This window comes from Streptomyces sp. NPDC044002 (genome assembly GCF_056434525.1).
On the sequence record NZ_JBWKEZ010000029.1, the window covers coordinates 28195 to 45284 of the forward strand.

General features: G+C 73.7%; 17 protein-coding genes. 7 read left to right on the forward strand and 10 right to left on the reverse strand.

The annotated features are described in order from the left end of the window. Positions 1-113: 113 nt before the first annotated feature. Entirely contained in the window at positions 114-1220 is a 1107-nt protein-coding gene (locus AC07A6_RS21875) for a hypothetical protein (RefSeq protein ID WP_478778186.1), read from the reverse strand. A gap of 107 nt (positions 1221-1327) precedes the next feature. Between AC07A6_RS21875 and AC07A6_RS21880 the strand changes: the two genes are divergently transcribed. Continuing rightward, on the forward strand, positions 1328-2485 hold the full coding sequence (locus AC07A6_RS21880) for a cystathionine gamma-synthase (RefSeq protein ID WP_362465834.1): 1158 nt from the start codon (positions 1328-1330) through the stop codon (positions 2483-2485). A gap of 25 nt (positions 2486-2510) precedes the next feature. Here the strand turns inward: AC07A6_RS21880 and AC07A6_RS21885 are convergent, their stop codons facing one another. The 3 genes from AC07A6_RS21885 to AC07A6_RS21895 form a co-directional block, all read right to left on the reverse strand. Next, complete coding sequence (locus AC07A6_RS21885) at positions 2511-2762, reverse strand: hypothetical protein (protein ID WP_362465832.1); 252 nt, start codon at positions 2760-2762, stop codon at positions 2511-2513. Beyond that, positions 2759-3199 carry an RNA polymerase gene (locus AC07A6_RS21890; protein WP_478778187.1) on the reverse strand — a complete coding sequence of 147 codons (441 nt, stop codon included), beginning with the start codon at positions 3197-3199 and terminating at the stop codon, positions 2759-2761. The genes AC07A6_RS21885 and AC07A6_RS21890 overlap by 4 nt, the downstream gene beginning before the upstream one ends. A 96-nt stretch (positions 3200-3295) precedes the next feature. Continuing rightward, the gene (locus tag AC07A6_RS21895) at positions 3296-3817 is read right to left on the reverse strand and encodes a MarR family winged helix-turn-helix transcriptional regulator (RefSeq protein WP_007266115.1); all 522 of its coding nucleotides are present in this window, start codon (positions 3815-3817) and stop codon (positions 3296-3298) included. A gap of 291 nt (positions 3818-4108) precedes the next feature. Between AC07A6_RS21895 and ilvA the strand changes: the two genes are divergently transcribed. The 3 genes from ilvA (at position 4109) to AC07A6_RS21910 (ending at position 7356) form a co-directional block, all read left to right on the forward strand. Then, positions 4109-5341, forward strand: a complete 1233-nt coding sequence (gene ilvA / locus AC07A6_RS21900; RefSeq protein ID WP_478778188.1) for a threonine ammonia-lyase — start codon at positions 4109-4111, stop codon at positions 5339-5341. A 159-nt stretch (positions 5342-5500) separates the two neighbouring features. After that, a complete protein-coding gene (locus tag AC07A6_RS21905) occupies positions 5501-6502 on the forward strand; it encodes an ATP-binding cassette domain-containing protein (RefSeq protein ID WP_362465823.1) in 1002 nt (333 codons plus the stop codon). After that, positions 6499-7356 (forward strand): ABC transporter permease, encoded by an 858-nt coding sequence (locus AC07A6_RS21910; protein WP_478778189.1) that lies wholly within the window; start codon positions 6499-6501, stop codon positions 7354-7356. Before AC07A6_RS21905 ends, AC07A6_RS21910 begins: the two co-directional genes overlap by 4 nt. A gap of 83 nt (positions 7357-7439) precedes the next feature. Here AC07A6_RS21910 and greA read toward each other — a convergent pair whose 3' ends face one another. The 4 genes from greA to AC07A6_RS21930 all read right to left on the reverse strand — a co-directional run bounded on the left by greA (position 7440) and on the right by AC07A6_RS21930 (position 10363). Beyond that, positions 7440-7937, reverse strand: a complete 498-nt coding sequence (greA, locus tag AC07A6_RS21915; RefSeq protein ID WP_362465820.1) for a transcription elongation factor GreA — start codon at positions 7935-7937, stop codon at positions 7440-7442. Positions 7938-8046: 109 nt separating this feature from the next. Then, positions 8047-8556: a cupin domain-containing protein gene (locus AC07A6_RS21920; protein ID WP_362465817.1), complete on the reverse strand. Its 510-nt coding sequence runs from the start codon at positions 8554-8556 to the stop codon at positions 8047-8049. 113 nt (positions 8557-8669) lie between these two features. Continuing rightward, the gene (locus AC07A6_RS21925) at positions 8670-9833 is read right to left on the reverse strand and encodes a hypothetical protein (RefSeq protein ID WP_478778190.1); all 1164 of its coding nucleotides are present in this window, start codon (positions 9831-9833) and stop codon (positions 8670-8672) included. Positions 9834-9949: 116 nt separating this feature from the next. Beyond that, positions 9950-10363 carry a DUF4307 domain-containing protein gene (locus AC07A6_RS21930; RefSeq protein ID WP_125814761.1) on the reverse strand — a complete coding sequence of 138 codons (414 nt, stop codon included), beginning with the start codon at positions 10361-10363 and terminating at the stop codon, positions 9950-9952. 107 nt (positions 10364-10470) lie between these two features. On the opposite strand from AC07A6_RS21930, the gene mca reads away from it, so the two are divergent. Beyond that, entirely contained in the window at positions 10471-11352 is an 882-nt protein-coding gene (mca, locus tag AC07A6_RS21935) for a mycothiol conjugate amidase Mca (protein WP_362465811.1), read from the forward strand. Positions 11353-11354: 2 nt separating this feature from the next. Continuing rightward, positions 11355-11582 (forward strand): hypothetical protein, encoded by a 228-nt coding sequence (locus tag AC07A6_RS21940; RefSeq protein ID WP_362465808.1) that lies wholly within the window; start codon positions 11355-11357, stop codon positions 11580-11582. Positions 11583-12004: 422 nt separating this feature from the next. Here AC07A6_RS21940 and AC07A6_RS21945 read toward each other — a convergent pair whose 3' ends face one another. Then, positions 12005-15220 carry a tetratricopeptide repeat protein gene (locus AC07A6_RS21945; protein ID WP_478778191.1) on the reverse strand — a complete coding sequence of 1072 codons (3216 nt, stop codon included), beginning with the start codon at positions 15218-15220 and terminating at the stop codon, positions 12005-12007. Between the two features lie 164 nt (positions 15221-15384). Between AC07A6_RS21945 and AC07A6_RS21950 the strand changes: the two genes are divergently transcribed. Continuing rightward, a complete protein-coding gene (locus AC07A6_RS21950) occupies positions 15385-16161 on the forward strand; it encodes a DUF4344 domain-containing metallopeptidase (RefSeq protein ID WP_478778192.1) in 777 nt (258 codons plus the stop codon). On the opposite strand, the gene AC07A6_RS21955 is transcribed toward AC07A6_RS21950, so the two are convergent. Next, on the reverse strand, positions 16127-17074 hold the full coding sequence (locus AC07A6_RS21955; protein ID WP_478778193.1) for a hypothetical protein: 948 nt from the start codon (positions 17072-17074) through the stop codon (positions 16127-16129). The genes AC07A6_RS21950 and AC07A6_RS21955 overlap by 35 nt on opposite strands. Between the last annotated feature and the right edge of the window lie 16 nt (positions 17075-17090).

Here is a 17090-nt window from a genome sequence, read left to right on the forward strand (position 1 = left end):
TACGGAACGGGTCGACTAGGCACCCCTCCCCCCCCCCCCCCCCCCCCCCCCCCCCCCCCCCCCCCCCCCCCCCCCCCCCCCCCCCCCCCCCCCCCCCCCCCCGCCGCCGCGGGTCAGTGCGGAAGCGTCGCCGGGGAGCCGCCGTTGGCCTCGTAGCCGGCCACCGCCATCGCCCGCGCCACCGCGTACGCGGCCGCCGGCTCCTCCGAGGCGGACCAGGGCAGGGCGCCCACGCAGCCGTCGACGTGCCGGACCTGCTCCATGGCCTCCGCCCAGCGGCCCGCACCCACCAGGAACCACAGCAGCAGGTGCCGTACGTGCGCCAGCATCGGGTCCTCCGGCCGCGCCTGGTGCACCGCGTACAGGGCGCCCTCCAGGGCCCGCGAGACGACCGCCGTCTTCCCGAAGTCGCTCACCAGGACCGTGTCGGGCATGTTCTCGTACACCGAGAACAGCGGCAGCGCCGCGAGCAGCGAGCCCTGCGGGGCGCGGGCCGCGGCCGTCTGCGCGAACGCGTCGGCCTTCTCGCGGGAGCCGTGCCACTTCTCGCACCAGTAGTGCAGCGCGGCCAGGTGCGCGCCCATGTGCGCCGGCGCCACGTCGATCACGCGGGCCCACAGCGCGTCGAACTCCGCCTCCGAGTAGCCCAGCCCGCGCGCGATCGCGAGTTCCGTGATGACGGGGACCGGGTCGCCGGGCGCCAGCAGCGACGCCTTGCGGCAGGCCTCGCGGGCCTCCTCCAGGATGATCCGGTGGTCCTGCGAGCCCACCCCGCCCGAGGACCGCCACGCCTGCTGCACCAGCAGCTCCGCGTGGACCTGCGCGCCGCCCGCGTCCTTCTCCGCCTCCAGCCGCCAGGCCTTCAGCCACTGCGCGCCCTCCCCGGGCCGCTGCGCCAGGTCGAGGGCGGCCGCGCCGCCGAAGGCCTGCACGCGCTGCCAGCGCCGCTCGCCGTCCTTCGGGGTGCCGGCGAGCAGTGCGGAGGCGGCCCGCCAGTGGCCGGTGCGCTGGACGTTCTCCAGGGCGTCCATCAGGTCGTGGTCGGGCCCGGGCACCCGGATGTCCAGGTCCTCCTCGCGCGCGAACCCGTAGTCCGCCGGGTCGGCGGCGTCGGGGCTGTCCGGCGAGACCAGCGCCAGACCGCCCCGCCTGGCCCGCTTGAACGAGAAGATCATGGCGGCGGCCAGGGCCAGCCCCATCAGGACCCAGAAAATCTGCATACCGCCAAGCGAACCAGACCGGGCGCCCGAATGGCGAGCGGGTGCAGGTCAGCGTGCGGTCAGGCCAGGAGAGGACCGGGCGGCTGACGGGGCATAGCATCTGCCTCATGAGCGACGACAGCCACGAGCACCAGAGCTTCGAGACCCGCGCGATCCACGCGGGCAACACGGCGGACCCGCAGACCGGCGCGGTCGTACCGCCCATCTACCAGGTGTCCACCTACAAGCAGGACGGCGTGGGCGGACTGCGCGGCGGTTACGAGTACAGCCGCAGCGCCAACCCGACCCGTACCGCGCTGGAGGAGAACCTCGCGGCGCTGGAGGGCGGCCGGCGCGGCCTGGCCTTCGCGTCCGGGCTCGCCGCCGAGGACTGCCTGCTGCGTACGCTGCTCTCCCCGGGCGACCACGTGGTCATCCCCAACGACGCCTACGGCGGCACGTTCCGCCTCTTCGCGAAGGTCGTCTCCCGCTGGGGCGTGGAGTGGTCGGTGGCCGACACCTCCGACGCGGACTCGGTGCGCGCGGCCATCACCCCGAAGACCAAGGTCATCTGGGTCGAGACCCCCTCGAACCCGCTGCTGGGCATCACCGACATCGCGATGATCTCCCAGATCGCGCGCGAGGCCGGCGCGAAGCTGGTCGTCGACAACACCTTCGCCTCCCCCTACCTCCAGCAGCCGCTGGCGCTCGGCGCCGACGTGGTCGTGCACTCGCTGACCAAGTACATGGGCGGCCACTCCGACGTCGTCGGCGGCGCCCTGGTCACGGCCGACGAGGCCCTCGGCGAGGAGCTGGCCTACCACCAGAACGCGATGGGCGCGGTCGCCGGGCCCTTCGACTCCTGGGTCGTGCTGCGCGGCATCAAGACGCTGGCCGTGCGCATGGACCGGCACGCCGAGAACGCGGCGAAGGTCGTGGAGGCGCTCAAGCGCCACCCGAAGGTCACCAAGGTCCTCTACCCGGGCCTGCCCGAGCACCCGGGCCACGAGATCGCCGCCAAGCAGATGCGCAACTTCGGCGGCATGGTCTCCTTCCAGGTCGCCGGCGGCGAGGAGGAGGCCGTCGCGGTCTGCGGCCGCACGAAGATCTTCACGCTGGCCGAGTCCCTCGGCGGCGTCGAGTCCCTCATCGAGCACCCGGGCCGGATGACCCACGCCTCGGTGGCCGGCTCGGCCCTGGAGGTCCCCGCGGACCTCATCCGTGTCTCCGTCGGCATCGAGAACGCCGACGACCTCGTCGCGGACCTCGTCCAGGCCCTCGGCTGAGACGCCGACCGCCGTCCCTGCAGGGCTACCAGCCCTGCAGGGGCGGCGACACCTCGCTCGGCGGGACCACCCACGGCCGGGTCAGCGCCGCCCACACCGTGAAGGCCACCGCCGCCGCCCACAGCAGCGCCCAGCCGAACCGGCGCAGGGCGCGCCGGCGGCGCAGCAGCCGTCTGCCGTGCGTCCGGGCCGCCGCGGCCAGGCCGGCCGGGACCGCCGGGTGCGGACCGTCCAGCAGCTGCCTGACCTGCGTCTCCTTGCGGTCGAGGGGGCTCATGCCGCCTCCGCCGCCGCGTCCCGCAGGATCGCCACCGCCCGGTTGCAGACGGCCTCCACCCGCTCCGGCGGCAGGCCCAGCTGCGCGGCCGTGACCTCCTCGGCGACGCCCTCGTAGATCCGCATCACCAGCACCAGCCGCTCCAGCGGGCCCAGCGGCGCCAGGATCCCGGCGCCCGCCGGGAGCCGGCGGGCGGTGCGGGCGTACGCGGCGCACAGCTCGGCGCGGGTGTGGTCGTACGGGTCGTCGTCGCGCAGGCGCGCCCAGTGGGCGTACGTCCGGGCCAGCGCGCCGGCGAGGATCCGCCGGGCGGCGGGCGCCGCGTCCGGGGGCTCGGCCGTCAGCAGGGCGGCGACGTGCAGCAGCCGCCCCGCCGCGCCCGCGACGAAGGCCTCGAACTCCGCATCCCGCCCCGAACGCCGGTCCACAGCACACATGGTGGGGCCGGTGCCACCACCCCGGTCAAGGGGTCGGACACGGCCGGATCCGGCGCACCGGGGCCCGCCGGGTCAGGAGCGTCGGGGCCCGCCGGGTCAGGAGGCGGGGCCGCCCTCGGAGGCGGCGGACATCAGCTCCGACAGGGAGCCGTTGAAGCGGGTCAGCAGCGCGGTGAACACCTCGCGCTCGTCCTCCGCCCAGCCCTCCGTCACCCGGGCCATCAGCTCCCGCCGCGAGGAGCGGACCTCCTCCAGGCGGGCCAGCCCGCGCGGGGACAGCGCGAGCACCACGGCCCGGCCGTCCTCGGGGTGCGAGGTCCGCTTGACCAGGCCGCTGTCGACGAGCGGGGCGACCTGGCGGGTCACGGTGGACGAGTCGATGCCCATCCCGCCCGCGAGGGCCTTCACGCCCATCGGGCCTTCCAGGTCGAGCCGGTTCAGCAGCAGGTAGGCGGCCCGGTCCATGGAGTTGCGGGCCTGGCCGACGCCGCCCAGGCGGGTCTGCTCGGCACGGCGGGCGAAGACCGCCACCTGGTGCTGGAGCGCGTCGAGGAGTCCGGCTCCGGCGGGCGCTTCGGCCGCCGTGGGCAGGTCGGAACTGGCCGGGATCGAGGGCATGGCCGTGGGCTCTCTTCGCATGGGGCCGACAGGGATGGGGGACAGAGTACGCGGCCGTGCGGCGGCTCGTACGCCGCGTTTGACAACTGATACGGCCGGGAGCGGAGACCGCCGGAGGAGTGTCCCGCATGGCGAGATTTCGCCGCTTGTGTGCCCCTTATGCGCCCCTTGTAGGCCTCTTCGCGACTCCGGGAAGACGCGCGCCCCGCTGCCGCCCCCGGCCCGCTCCCGCCCCGCCCGCGCCCCGCCCGTCCCTGAGCCGGGGCCCCCGCGGGCTGCGAGACTGGCCGCATGAACTACCGCGTGCCCGTGCCCGTTCCGCAGGTCATCCTCGACGACGTCCGGGGGGCCCAGAAGATGCTGTCGGGCGTGTCCCGGGTGACGCCGATGGAAGGCAGCCGGCACCTGTCGGCCCTCACGGGCTCCCCCGTCCACTTCAAGTGCGAGAACCTCCAGCGCACCGGCTCCTTCAAGCTCCGCGGAGCGTACGTGCGCATCGCGGGCCTGCGCCCCGAACAGCGCGCCGCCGGGGTCGTCGCCGCCAGTGCCGGCAACCACGCCCAGGGCGTGGCGCTGGCCTCCTCCCTGCTCGGGGTCCGCTCCACCGTGTTCATGCCGGTCGGGGCCCCGCTGCCGAAGGTGGCCGCCACCCAGGAGTACGGCGCCGAGGTGCGCCTGCACGGCCAGGTCGTCGACGAGACCCTCGCCGCCGCCCAGGAGCACGCCGACCGCACCGGGGCGGTGTTCATCCACCCCTTCGACCACCGCGACGTCATCGCCGGCCAGGGCACGGTGGGCCTGGAGGTCCTGGAGCAGTGCCCCGAGGTGCGCACGATCCTCGTCGGGATCGGCGGCGGCGGCCTCGCCGCCGGCGTCGCGGTCGCCGTCAAGGCGCTGCGCCCGGACGTGAAGGTGATCGGCGTGCAGGCGGCGGGCGCCGCCGCGTACCCGCCCTCGCTGCGGGTCGGGCACCCGGTGTCGATCGAGAACCCGAACACGATGGCGGACGGCATCAAGGTCGGCCGTCCCGGCGACGTCCCCTTCTCGATCATCGGGGAGCTGCTGGACGACGTACGGACCGTGTCCGAGGACGCCCTCTCCAGCGCCCTGCTGCTCTGCCTGGAGCGGGCCAAGCTGGTCGTGGAGCCGGCCGGGTGCAGCACGGTGGCGGCCCTGCTGAGCGAGCCGGAGCTGTACGGGAACGGCCCGGTGGTCGCCGTCCTGTCGGGCGGCAACGTCGACCCGCTGCTGCTCCAGCGGATCCTGCGGCACGGCATGGCGGCGGCGGGCCGCTACCTGTCGCTGCGGCTGCGGGTCGCGGACCGGCCGGGGGCCCTCGCCGGGCTGCTGGCGGTGCTGTCGACGGTGGACGCCAACGTGCTGGACATCAGCCACGTGCGCACGGACCCGCGGCTCGGGCTGACCGAGGTCGAGGTGGAGCTGCAGCTGGAGACGAAGGGGCCCGAGCACTGCACGGAGGTCGCCCGCTCCCTGCACGCGGCGGGCTACCGGGTCATGGACTGAAGCCGCCCACGAGCTCTCGTGCCCTGCGCGAAAACCGTGGCGGGGACGCGATATGACGCGATATGGTGCCGGTGCGTCGGGCGAGCGCTGCCCGACGCCCCTAGGCTTTGCCTAGGAATGTCCAGAATCTAACGGCCCCATCGCTCAGGGAGAACCCCTATGCCAGGCGCCATATACGCCGAAGGCCTGGTCAAGACCTTCGGCGAAGTACGGGCACTGGACGGCGTGGACCTCGACGTCCCCGAAGGAACCGTCCTGGGCCTGCTCGGCCCGAACGGCGCGGGCAAGACCACGACCGTGCGCGTCCTGACCACCCTCCTCCAGCCCGACAGCGGCCGCGCCGTCGTCGCCGGGATCGACGTCCTCAAGCACCCCAACGAGGTCCGCCGCTCCATCGGCCTCTCCGGCCAGTTCGCCGCCGTCGACGAATACCTCACCGGCCGCGAGAACCTCCAGATGGTCGCCCGGCTCTACCAGATGAACGCCAAAGCGGCCAAGGCCCGCGCCGCGGAGCTCCTGGAACGCTTCAACCTCGCCGACGCCGCCGACCGCACCGCCAAGACCTACTCCGGCGGCATGCGCAGGCGCCTCGACCTGGCCGCCGCCCTCGTCGTCCGCCCGCCCGTGATGTTCATGGACGAACCCACCACCGGCCTCGACCCCCGCAACCGGCAGGCCCTGTGGGACGTCATCGAGGAACTCGTCGCGGGCGGCACCACCCTGCTGCTCACCACCCAGTACCTGGAGGAGGCCGACCGCCTCGCCCACGACATCTGCGTGGTCGACCACGGCAAGGTCATCGCCCGCGGCACCTCCGACGAGCTCAAGGCGCGGACCGGCGGCGAACGCGTCGAGGTCGTCGTCCACGAACGCGGCCACATCGCCACCGCCCGCGAGGTCCTCGCCGGCTTCGGCAAGGGCGAGACCACCGTCGAGGAGCACACCCGCAAGCTCACCGTCCCGGTGACGGGCGGCGCCAAGCTGCTCGCGGAGGTCATCCGGGAGCTGGACTCCCGGGGCATCGAGATCGACGACATCGGCCTGCGCCGGCCCACCCTCGACGACGTGTTCATCTCCCTCACCGGCCACGCGGCCGAGCTGACCCCGGAGGAGAACGGCGCCCCCGCGACCGCCCGGAGCCCCGAGGAGGCGACGAAGTGACCATCACCGCTTCGGACGCGCGCCCCACCGCCCCCCGCCCCGGCGGCGGCATCACCCAGGGCGTCAGGGACTCCCTGGTCATCGCCCGCAGGAACTTGATCCGCATGGGACGGATACCCGAGGTCGTGGTCTTCGGCCTCATACAGCCAGTGATGTTCGTCGTCCTCTTCAGCTACGTCTTCGGCGGCTCCATCGCCGTCGGCGGCAACACCTCGCCGGCCGCCTACCGCGAGTTCCTGATGGCCGGCATCTTCGCCCAGACCGTCACCTTCGCCACCGCCGGCGCGGGCGCGGGCATCGCCGACGACATGCACAAGGGCCTGATCGACCGCTTCCGCTCCCTGCCCATGGCCCGCGGCGCGGTCCTCACCGGCCGCACCCTCGCCGACCTCGTGCAGACCACGCTGACCCTCGTCGTACTCGCCGTCGTCGCCCTGATCGTCGGCTGGCGGACCCACGAGAACATCGGCAAGGTGCTCGCCGGCTTCGCCCTGCTGCTCCTGCTCGGATACGCGTTCTCCTGGATCGGCGCCCTGATCGGCCTGTCGGTGCGCACCCCGGAGGCGGCCACCTCGGGCGGGCTGATCTGGCTCTTCCCGCTGACGTTCATCTCGAACGCCTTCGTCCCCTCCGAGAACATGCCGTCCTTCCTGCGGCACATCGCGGAGTGGAACCCCTTCAGCGCCACCGTGCAGGCGGCCCGCGAGCTCTTCGGGAACCTCCCCGAGGGCTATCCGGTGCCGGAGGCGTGGCCCATGCAGCACCCGGTCATCGCCTCGGTCCTCTGGTCGCTGCTGATCATCGTGGTCTTCCGGACCCTCGCGGTCCGCAAGTACCGCTCGGCGACCGCCTGAGTCGGCCGGGGCGCCGGAACGCGCGAGCCCCCGCCGGAACCGGTCCGGCGGGGGCTCGCGCACGGGTGTGCGTACGGGGGTGATCAGCCGTTGAAGGGCTTGACGGACAGGATCCTGACCGTGGCCTTCTTGCCGTTCGGCAGCTCGTACTGGGCGTCCTCGCCGACCTTCTTGCCGTTCACGCCCGCACCCAGCGGGGACTGCGGGGAGTAGGTCTCGAAGTCGTCGGACGCGTACTCGCGGGAGGCCAGCAGGAACTCCAGGGTGTCGTCCTCGTCGCCGTCGAAGGCGATCGTGACGAGGGTGCCCGGGGCGACCTCGCCGCTCGCGGCGGGGGCCGTGCCGACCTTGGCGTTCTCCAGGAGCTGCGTGAGCTGGCGCACGCGCAGCTCCTGCTTGCCCTGCTCCTCCTTGGCCGCGTGGTAACCGCCGTTCTCGCGCAGGTCGCCCTCCTCGCGGGCAGCCGCGATCTTCATGGCGATCTCCGTGCGGGCGGGACCAGAGAGGTAGTCCAGCTCGGCCTTCAGCTGGTCGTACGCCGCCTGGGTCAGCCAGGTGACGCTCTCGCTCGTCTGGGTCACGGGTGCTCCTCGTCGGTACAGGGGACTACAAAGCCGCCAGCGGCGGGCGAAACCACGAGCCTAACAATTCGGGAAGAAAAGGGGGAGGACACCATGTGTATGAAGTGTGTCATTGGGTCCGGGGGGCGCGGGCGTCCTCCCAGACGGTGCTGGTGCCGAAGTAGGTGTCGTACAGCTCCTGGGCCGCCAGCAGGCTCTCCGGGGGCACCTTCCCGTGCCGGATCCGCTCCAGGTGGCGGAAGTACTCGAACCGTTCCACCCCCGGGGTGATGACTACCAGCATCTCGGCGCCCTCCCCGGGCGCGGCGGCGAAGGCGTGCTGCTGACCCGGCGGCACGATGACCAGGTCGCCGGTCTCGGCGGTGACCACCTTGTCCCCGGCCAGCAGCTGGGCCGTCCCGTCGATCACGTAGAACATCTCGGCCGACCGGCCGTGGTGGTGCGGGCGGGCGCCGTCGGAGCCGGCCCGCAGGCTCACGCGCATGGTGGACAGGAACCCGCCGCCCGTGGAGCTGTCGGCCAGCAGCCGCAGGGAGGAGTCCGGCCCGTAGTGGATCTCCTCCGCGTCGGCGGCGCGGACGACGACGGAGTCGTCGAAATCCGGGATGAACAGTGACATGTCGGCTCCTGGGGTTCGCTGCTGGGGCTGCTGGTGCGCGGTTGGTATGACACCCCAGTCGATACCCCGCCCGGGGCGTGCCGTGCACGCCCCGGGCGGCCGTCTGTCAGCTGTCAGATCCCGGGGAGCTCGAAGTCGGTCAGGACGCAGCCGTCGACCTGGGCCTTGCGGATCTGGTATTTCGCGGGCGCGCTGAAGGCGGGTTCGCACTCCAGACGCAGGAAGCCCAGCTTGTAGAGCCCCTGGCGGACGGTCTTGTTGTTGCTCTCCACGGCGATGTTCGTGCCGACCAGCAGCTTGCTCTTGGTGAGACTTCGCTGGTGCCCCACCTCGGCGAGCTGGGACTCCTTGGACAGGGTCTGGAGGGCCTTCATGTCGGCGACGAGGTCCAGCCAGTTCAGGTTGTGCGCGCGCGTTGCCCCGCCGAGCTGCCCGCAGACCGCGCGCTGCTTGACGCCGGCGCCCTGGACGTCGCGGCCGACGACCGGCTGGTAGTCGATGGACGCGATGTGCTCGTTGGTGACCAGCATCTCCGTGCAGTCGACCGCCTTCGGGCTGACGAGCTTGCGGAGCTCCTCGATGCTGTTCGCACTCGGCAGGGCCGGTCCCTTGACGGGGCTGCCCTTGCCGTCCCGGGTGTTGACGAAGTCGGTCAGGACGCAGCCGTCGACCAGGGCCTTCTCCTTCTTGTAGCCCTCCGGCACGGTGAAGTCCGGGTTGCAGACCAGGACGCGCAGGTCCGACTTGGCGAGGGCCAGGGCGGTCTCGGTCTTCCGCGAGAAGGCCGTGAAGGTCTTGCCGTAGAAGACCGGGTCGTAGAGGCCGGCGTCCCAGTAGCCCTCGTCGAGCCGCTTCGTGACGTGGTCCTTCTCGGCCTGCTGGTTGGCCTTCATGTCCGAGATCATGTGGATGACGATCTCGCCCTTTGCCTTCTCGTCCGTGCAGACGCCGAGCTCGGTGATGCCCGAGGTGCCGACGGGGTTGTACCCGGTGAGGTTCACCCGGCTGTCGTTCGGGTCGCTGCTCAGGTCCTCGCAGGAGGTGTACTTCCGCAGGTACGCCTGCGCCTCGGCGAGGGTGGCCGGTGCGGCGCCGGTGCCGGTGCCCGTGCCTGCGGCGGTGGGGGAGGCCGAGGCGGAGGCTGCGGCGGTCGCCGAGGGGCTCGCGGCGGGACTCGCGGCGGGCTTGGCCGGCTTGGCGGAATCCTCACAGGCGGTGGCGAGGGTGGTGAGTGCGGCGAGGGCTGCGGTCGCGGTGAATATCCGCTGGAGGCGCATGGATGTCTTCCGTCGGCTGGACAGGGCGCGGGGGAGTGGCATGTCCATGCTAGGTGGGGGCCTTCGCCGTGATCAAAGACGGCGCGCCGGGCCCTGCGGGCCGGGGGTGCGGGGCGTCAGCCCTTGGTGCCCGTCGGCTGGCAGCCGACCAGTTCCACCATCGTGGCGCGGCCCGTGGTCTTCAGGGTGACCATCTCGTCGACCCGCTTCGCGTCCTGCCCGAACGTGAAGTCCGCACGGCCCACCTCGCCGTGCTGCTCGTCCTGGGAGCTGAGGGTGCACACGCCGGTGACCGAGGCCTCCTTGCGGACCTCCAGGTGCACCTTGACCTCGCTGTCGGAGACGATCTGGAACTTGATCACCTCGGCGCTGACGCTCTGTCCGCCGACGTAGTCCCAGCCGATCCAGCCGACCACGGCCAGCAGCCCGACCCCGAGGACCGATCCGACGATCTTCAGCTTCCGGTCCGCGCGCTCGTCCGCCGACCGGCCGTACCGGCCCTCGGGGAGCCCTTCGCGCACCGCGCTCATGATCGTTTCCTCTCGTCGGGGAGGGGTGGGGCACCCAGGAATTTTCCAACCCCCGATTCGGTCAATATAGAGGTTGACCGTCGCGCCGAATCACAGAGGATCCTGTCTTGACCGAGCAGCTTCGACTGATGGCCGTCCACGCCCACCCCGACGACGAGTCGAGCAAGGGCGCGGCCACGATGGCCAAGTACGTGTCCGAGGGGGTGCCGGTGCTCGTGGTCACCTGCACCGGCGGTGAGCGCGGCTCCGTGCTGAACCCCAAGCTCCAGGGCGACAAGTACATCGAGGAGAACATCCACGAGGTGCGCGCCAAGGAGATGGACGAGGCCCGCGAGATCCTCGGCATCGACCAGGAATGGCTCGGCTACGTCGACTCCGGCCTGCCCGAGGGCGACCCGCTGCCCCCGCTCCCCGAGGGCTGCTTCGCCCTCGCGGACGTGGAGGAGGCCGCCGGCGAGCTGGTGAAGAAGATCCGCGCCTTCAAGCCGCAGGTCATCACCACCTACGACGAGAACGGCGGCTACCCGCACCCCGACCACATCATGACCCACAAGATCACGATGGTGGCCTTCGACGGCGCGGCCGACACCGACAAGTTCCCCGAGGCCGAGTACGGCGCCCCGTACCAGCCGCAGAAGCTCTACTACAACCAGGGCTTCAACAAGCCGCGCACCATCGCCCTGCACGAGGCCCTCCTCGCCCGCGGCCTGGAATCGCCCTACGGCGAGTGGCTGGAGCGCTGGAAGGAGTTCGAGCGCAAGGAGCGGACCCTGACCACCCACGTCCCCTGCTCCGACTTCTTCGAGATCCGCGACAAGGCCCTCATCGCGCACGCCACGCAGATCGACCCGGACGGCGGCTGGTTCCGCGTCCCCATGGAGATCCAGAAGGAGGTCTGGCCCACCGAGGAGTACGAGCTCGCCAAGTCGTTCGTCGACACCTCCCTCCCCGAGTCCGACCTCTTCGCGGGCATCCGGGAGAATGTGTAGCCATGAGCGCTACGCAGGCAGCAATCACCCAGTTCCTTCCGCTGGCCGCCGACACCTTCGACAAGAACAAGGTGACCCCGGGCCTCCTCGGGTTCATCGTGTTCGCCGCACTCGCCCTCGGCGTGTGGGGCCTGATGAAGTCGATGAGCAAGCACATGGGCCGCGTCGACTTCGAGGAAGCCCCCGCACCGGCCGCCGCCACCCCGGCAGCCGACGCCTCCAAGGCGTAGGACCCCGCGACACGGTCGCCGAGCGCCGCCCCGCCCGGCACGACCGGGCGGGACGGCGCCGCTACCCCCGAGGGCGGGCAAACGGGACACGCGCGCCGTCCGGTCCGGGCGTACGACCGGGCCGCGTCGCGGCCCGGCCCACGCCCGCCCGGCCACGGCCTCGGCGCGACCTCCGGCGTGCGCCCGTCCCCCCGTACCCGCCCGGCCAGGGGCGGGGCCTGGGCACCGCCTCCCGTGCTTGCCCGGCCACGGCGACGGCCTCGGCGCGACCTCCGGCGTGCGCCCGGCCAGGGCCTGGGCACCGGGTGCGCCCGGGACCCCGCGCCCCGCCGGCCAGGGCGCCGGTGCCGGGTACGCCCGGGAGCTCCCGTGGCCGCCCGGCTAGGGCATCGGTGCGCCCGGGAGCTCCCGTGACCGCCCGGCTAGGGCATCGGGACGCCCATCACCTCCCGCGCCCGCAGGTTCGGGACCAGGCCCAGCCGCCACGCCTGCCAGCCCTCCGCCGGGTCCACCCCGCGCGCCAGCACCACCCCGTACGTCTCCAGGCAGTCCTCCAGCCGGCCGTCCCGCAGCGGATGCGGAGCCGCCGCCAGCCGGGCCAGCTCCACCCGCGCCTCCTCCACCGCCGAATCGCCCGCGCCCGCGTACGGCAGCATCGTGCAGCGCAGGAACCGCGCCCAGTCCTCCCCGCGCCGGTCCCCGTACGACACGAACAGCCGCACCGCGTCCTCGCACAGCCCGACCGCCTGCGGCACCCGCCCGTTCCCCGCGTCGACCACCGCCAGCTCCACGCAGGTCCACCCCTCCCCGTGCGCCAGCCCGATCCGCCGGAAGTCCGCCCGCGCGTCCACCAGCAGCTGCCGCGCGAAACCGGAGTTGCGCAGGTTCCCCGTCTGCGCCGCCCGCTGGTCCCGCGTCACCCGCCCCGAGTGGTAGCGGGCGTGCGCCAGCCCGTACACGTCCCGCATCCGCGAGAACATCGTCCGGGCCCGCTCCAGCTCCCGCACCGCCCGGTCCCGCTCGCCGTCCTCCTCCAGCGCCTGCCCCAGGTAGTACAGCGTCCACGCCTCGCCCCGCGCGTCCTCCGCCAGCCGGTGGCGCGCCAGCGCGTCCCGCAGCCGCTCCAGCGCCGCCTCCGGATCACCGTCCACCACCCGGGCCCGCCCCAGCTGCGTCAGCGCCCACGCCTGGCCCCGGTCGTCCCGCGTCCGCCCGTACAGGTCCAGCGCCAGCCGCAGCTCCTCCTCCGCCCGCACCACCTCACCCGTCCGCAGGTACACCTGCCCCAGCTGGAAGTGCGCCCACGCCTCCCCGTGCACGCTCTCGCTCTCCCGGTGCAGCTCCAGCGACCGCTCCAGCAGCGCCACCGCCTCGCCCAGCCGCCCCCGGTCCCGCTCCACCGCCCCCAGAGCGTGCAGCGCCCACGCCCGGTCGCCCGCCAGCTCCTCCGGCTCCTGCAGCACCAGCGCCTCCCGGATCCGCGCCGCCGCCTCCGGCAGATTCCCCTGGTGGTGCAGCGTGATCCCCAGCGACACCAGCGCCATCCCCGCGCCCGCCTCCTGCTGCGCCTCCCGGTACTGGTCCACCAGCGAGGTCAGCGTCGTGCGCGACTTGTCCAGCTCACCCAGCTGCCGCGCCGCGATACCCGTACGCCACTGCACCGAACGGTTCATCCGCCCCTGGTCCACCGCCCGCGTCAGCTCGTTGATCTCACCCAGCCGGTACAGGTCCCCGCGCAGCAGACAGAAGTCGCACAGCGCCCCCAGCAGGTCCAGCACCGCCTGCTGGTCCACCCCCTCCGAATGCCGCAGCGCCGCCGTGATGAAGCTCGACTCCTCGTCCAGCCAGCGCAGCGCCGCGTCCAGCGAGGAGAAGCCGTGCCCCCCGAAGTGATTGGCCCGCGTCGACATCTTCCCGTCGACCATCCGGATCACCGAGTCCGCCAGCTGCGCGTAGTCCCTGATCAGCCGCTCGTGCGCGGCCGCCGCCTGCGCCCGGTCCTCGTCCGCCGCCAGCCGCGCCGCCGCGTACGAGCGCACCGCGTCGTGCATCCGGTACCGCTCCCCGCGTACGAGGTCCAGCAGACCCGCCCGCGCCAGCTCGCCCAGCAGCCGCCCGGCCTCCACCCGGTCCGCGCCCGCCAGCGCCGCCGCCGCGGCCGCCCCCAGCGAGGCCCGCCCCGCCAGCGTCAGTCTCCGCAGCAGCCGCCGCCGCTCCTCCGGCAGCCGTACGTACGCCAGCTCCAGGGCGTGCTCCAGCCCCCCGCCCCCACCCCCGTCCGAGGCCCGCGCCGACCCCAGCGGAGCCAGCACCCGCAGCGCCAGCGGCAGTCCCGCCCCCAGCTCCAGCAGCCCGTCCAGCGCCGCCCCCTCCGGCGCGGCCTCGCCCGCCGCCCGCGCCCCCGCGCGCAGCACCTCGGCCGCCTCCTCCTGAGCGAGCCGCACCACCGGCAGCTGGTGCACCCACGCCCCCAGGTCCCCGGGCAGCTCCAGCGGCTCCCGCGCCGTGACCAGCACCAGGCTCTCCGTCCGCTCCGGCACCAGCGCCCGCACCTGCCCCGCGTCCACCACGTCGTCCAGCACCACCGTCACCGGGAACCCCTGCAGGTGCTGGTGGTACAGCTCGGTCAGCCGGCGCACCTGGGACTCCGCAGACGCCCCCTCGCGGAACAGCAGCTGCTCGCGCGGCGCCCCCAGCCGGTTCAGCAGGTGCAGCAGCGCCTCCCGCGTCGACAGCGGCGCCTCGCCCGCGCCCGTGGCCCCGCCCCGCAGGTCCACCGCGCACGCCCCGCGGAACTGGTCCCGCAGCGCGTGCGCCGCCCGCAGCGCCAGCGCCGTACGGCCCACCCCCGGCTCGCCGTGCAGCACGACCACCACCGGCCGGGTCTCCGTACTGGCCCGCGCCGCCGACACCCACTGCGCGATCCGGGTCAGCTCCGCGCGCCGGCCCGTGAACAGCGCGTCCGCGTCCGGGAGCTGCCCGAACGACTGCTCCAGCATGCTGCGCCGCCGCGCCTCCGCGCTGCGGTCGCCCCCGCGCAGCGGCGCCGCACCGCCTCCGCCCGCGCCGACCGGCGCCCCGTTCGCGACGCGCCCGCGCACCGGACCCCGGACCGCGGACGCCGCCACCGCCCGCTCCTGCTCCAGGAACGGCCGGATCCCGCGCACCTCAAGCGCCGTCAGCCACTGCAGCCGCAGCTGCTCCGCACCGCCCGGCCGGCCCGCCGCCCCGGCCCGCCGGTTCGCCGCGGGCACGTGCAGGGCCGTCACCTTGGCCACCGTCGCCGCCGCCCCCGCGACGCCCACGACGATCCCCGCGCTGAACGCCGTCCCCGCGTCCACCCCGAACGCCAGGTCCGCCCCGACGGCGGCCGCCGCCGCGACCCCCGTCACGAACAGCGACGCCCCGGTGTTGCCCCGCCGGAACGCCTCCCCGAGCGACTGCTCCCCGGCGGCCGCCTCGTCCAGCGCCGCCACGTAGGCCGCGTACTCCTCGCCGGCCGCCGCCGCGATCCCGTCCAGCGCCTCCCGCCCGCGCGCGAGCAACGCCCCGGCATCCCCCGAGCCCGCCCGCCGGACCTCCTCCTCGACGGCCCGGGCCAGCACCCGTTCGGCCTCGACACGATGGCTGTCCCGCATCGGCATCCTCCTCGGAGAGCTCCGGAAACGTGCGCCAAGTGTCCTGCGGGACAGTCCGGAGCGCGAGGAATCTGAGCTATTTCAGAGGGAGTTGGGGGCTCGACGGACATCCGCGTGCATATATGTACGCCCCGGCGCGCCCGGGCCGCGCCTACCCTGGACCCATGACCCCACGGTGGAAGGTCCTGGCCCTCTGCGCCGCCCTCCTCACGCCGGCGGTCGCGGTCGCGTTCGCCGTCACGCCCGTGTCCGTGTCCCTGACCGACCCCCCGAAGGCGCCGCCGGAACGCGGATTCACCCTCCGCTACGCGACCCCCGACCCCGCCGACGAGGACGACGCCGCCCTCCTCCGCGCCCGCCGCCCGGCCGAACGCGCCGTCGCGGCCCTCAACGCCTACCTCGACCTCCCGGAGCGCGTCACCGTCCTCGCCCGCTCCTGCTCCGGCGAGGGCGCCGGCTACGACCCGGCCGCCCGCCGCATCGAACTCTGCTACGACGACCTCGCCGACGACCGGGAACTCCTCGGCGACGACGCGGCCGCCGCCGACGTCACCGCCGAAACCGTCTACCACGAAGCCGGTCACGCCCTCGTCGACACCCTCGGCCTGCCCGTCGCCTCCGACCGCGCGGAAGAGGACACCGCCGACACCTTCGCCGCGTTCATGCTCATCCGCGAAGGCCCCCAGGGCGAACGCGCCCTCCTCGCCGCCGCCGAGGCCCACCGCCTCGCACCCCCGCCCGGACCCGGACCGGACGTACACGCCCCACCCGCCGAACGCGCAGCCGCCCACCTCTGCCTGCTCCACGGCGCCGCCCCCGAACGCCACCCCGCACCGGCCGCCCAGGGCTGCGCCCCCGACTGGCCCACCGTCCGCGACGGCTGGACCCGCGACCTCGCACCCCTGCTCAAGAACCCAGGACCCGGTCCCGCCAGCGGATGAACGACCCCTCCGCATCCCCCGTGTACGACCACGGCACCCGCGTCGCCCGGTTCTCCAGCAACGCGAACACCGGCCCCGCCTCCCCCTCCATCCCCGCATGCACCAGACCGTGCGCCAGATGGTTCAGGTCCGCCACGTCCTGCGCGTACGCCACCGCCCGGCCCCCGATCCACTTCTCCAGGGCCTCCCGCAGGTCCCACTGCGCCCGCCCGCCGCTCCAGTGCGCGGCCAGCCCGATCGCCGAACGCCCCTGCTCCGCCTGCGCGTACCGGAACTGCTCCGCCCGCGCCACCTGCGGCAGCACCGCCAGCGGCGAGCCGACCGGGGCGTAGACGGCCGTGTCCCACGCGAAGTTGTACGCCTCCCCGTGCGAACCGTGCCACCGCGCCGACAGGTAGCGCAGCGCCTGGTGGTGCCCCTCCCGGTGGAACGGGTCCCGCGCCCGCAGCTCCTTCCACCAGTGCCCCAGGTTCGGGTCACCGCCCTCGTACAGCCGCGCCAGCGCCACCAGCGACACGTACGGATGCGGATCCCGCGGAGCCGCCCCCGCCGCCCGCAGGCACAGCTCCGAGGCCCGGTCCAGCGCCTCGCGCCCCGGCATCGCCCCGCCGCGCGCCACCGCGAACATCCGCATCACCTCGGTCTCCGCGCGCAGCACCGCCGCGTCCGGGTCCGAGGGGTCCGAGGCGTGCCACACGTCCACCGTGTGCCGGTCCGCCGCCGCGTCCGCCAGCAGCCGGATACGGTGCGCACGCCGGTCCCAGTCCTCGCGCGGATGCTGCGCGAGCAGGTCCCGGGCGCCCTCCCAACGGCCCATCGCCATGTCCTGGCAGCCCTCTTCCAGGGCCCGGTCACCGAACGCCGGATCGTAGTCCGGGGTACCGGACCGCCGGCGGCGCAGCCACGCTGACATGCGTACTCCTCTTCGA

Excerpts from the sequence above, each read along its gene's own strand:
- AC07A6_RS21875 (WP_478778186.1), bottom strand. The coding sequence starts at position 1,220 with ATGCAGATTTTCTGGGTCCTGATGGGGCTGGCCCTGGCCGCCGCCATG.
- AC07A6_RS21880 (WP_362465834.1), top strand. The coding sequence starts at position 1,328 with ATGAGCGACGACAGCCACGAGCACCAGAGCTTCGAGACCCGCGCGATC.
- AC07A6_RS21885 (WP_362465832.1), bottom strand. The coding sequence starts at position 2,762 with ATGAGCCCCCTCGACCGCAAGGAGACGCAGGTCAGGCAGCTGCTGGAC.
- AC07A6_RS21890 (WP_478778187.1), bottom strand. The coding sequence starts at position 3,199 with ATGTGTGCTGTGGACCGGCGTTCGGGGCGGGATGCGGAGTTCGAGGCC.
- AC07A6_RS21895 (WP_007266115.1), bottom strand. The coding sequence starts at position 3,817 with ATGCCCTCGATCCCGGCCAGTTCCGACCTGCCCACGGCGGCCGAAGCG.
- ilvA (WP_478778188.1), top strand. The coding sequence starts at position 4,109 with ATGAACTACCGCGTGCCCGTGCCCGTTCCGCAGGTCATCCTCGACGAC.
- AC07A6_RS21905 (WP_362465823.1), top strand. The coding sequence starts at position 5,501 with ATGCCAGGCGCCATATACGCCGAAGGCCTGGTCAAGACCTTCGGCGAA.
- AC07A6_RS21920 (WP_362465817.1), bottom strand. The coding sequence starts at position 8,556 with ATGTCACTGTTCATCCCGGATTTCGACGACTCCGTCGTCGTCCGCGCC.
- AC07A6_RS21925 (WP_478778190.1), bottom strand. The coding sequence starts at position 9,833 with ATGCGCCTCCAGCGGATATTCACCGCGACCGCAGCCCTCGCCGCACTC.
- AC07A6_RS21930 (WP_125814761.1), bottom strand. The coding sequence starts at position 10,363 with ATGAGCGCGGTGCGCGAAGGGCTCCCCGAGGGCCGGTACGGCCGGTCG.
- AC07A6_RS21940 (WP_362465808.1), top strand. The coding sequence starts at position 11,355 with ATGAGCGCTACGCAGGCAGCAATCACCCAGTTCCTTCCGCTGGCCGCC.
- AC07A6_RS21945 (WP_478778191.1), bottom strand. The coding sequence starts at position 15,220 with ATGCGGGACAGCCATCGTGTCGAGGCCGAACGGGTGCTGGCCCGGGCC.
- AC07A6_RS21950 (WP_478778192.1), top strand. The coding sequence starts at position 15,385 with ATGACCCCACGGTGGAAGGTCCTGGCCCTCTGCGCCGCCCTCCTCACG.
- AC07A6_RS21955 (WP_478778193.1), bottom strand. The coding sequence starts at position 17,074 with ATGTCAGCGTGGCTGCGCCGCCGGCGGTCCGGTACCCCGGACTACGAT.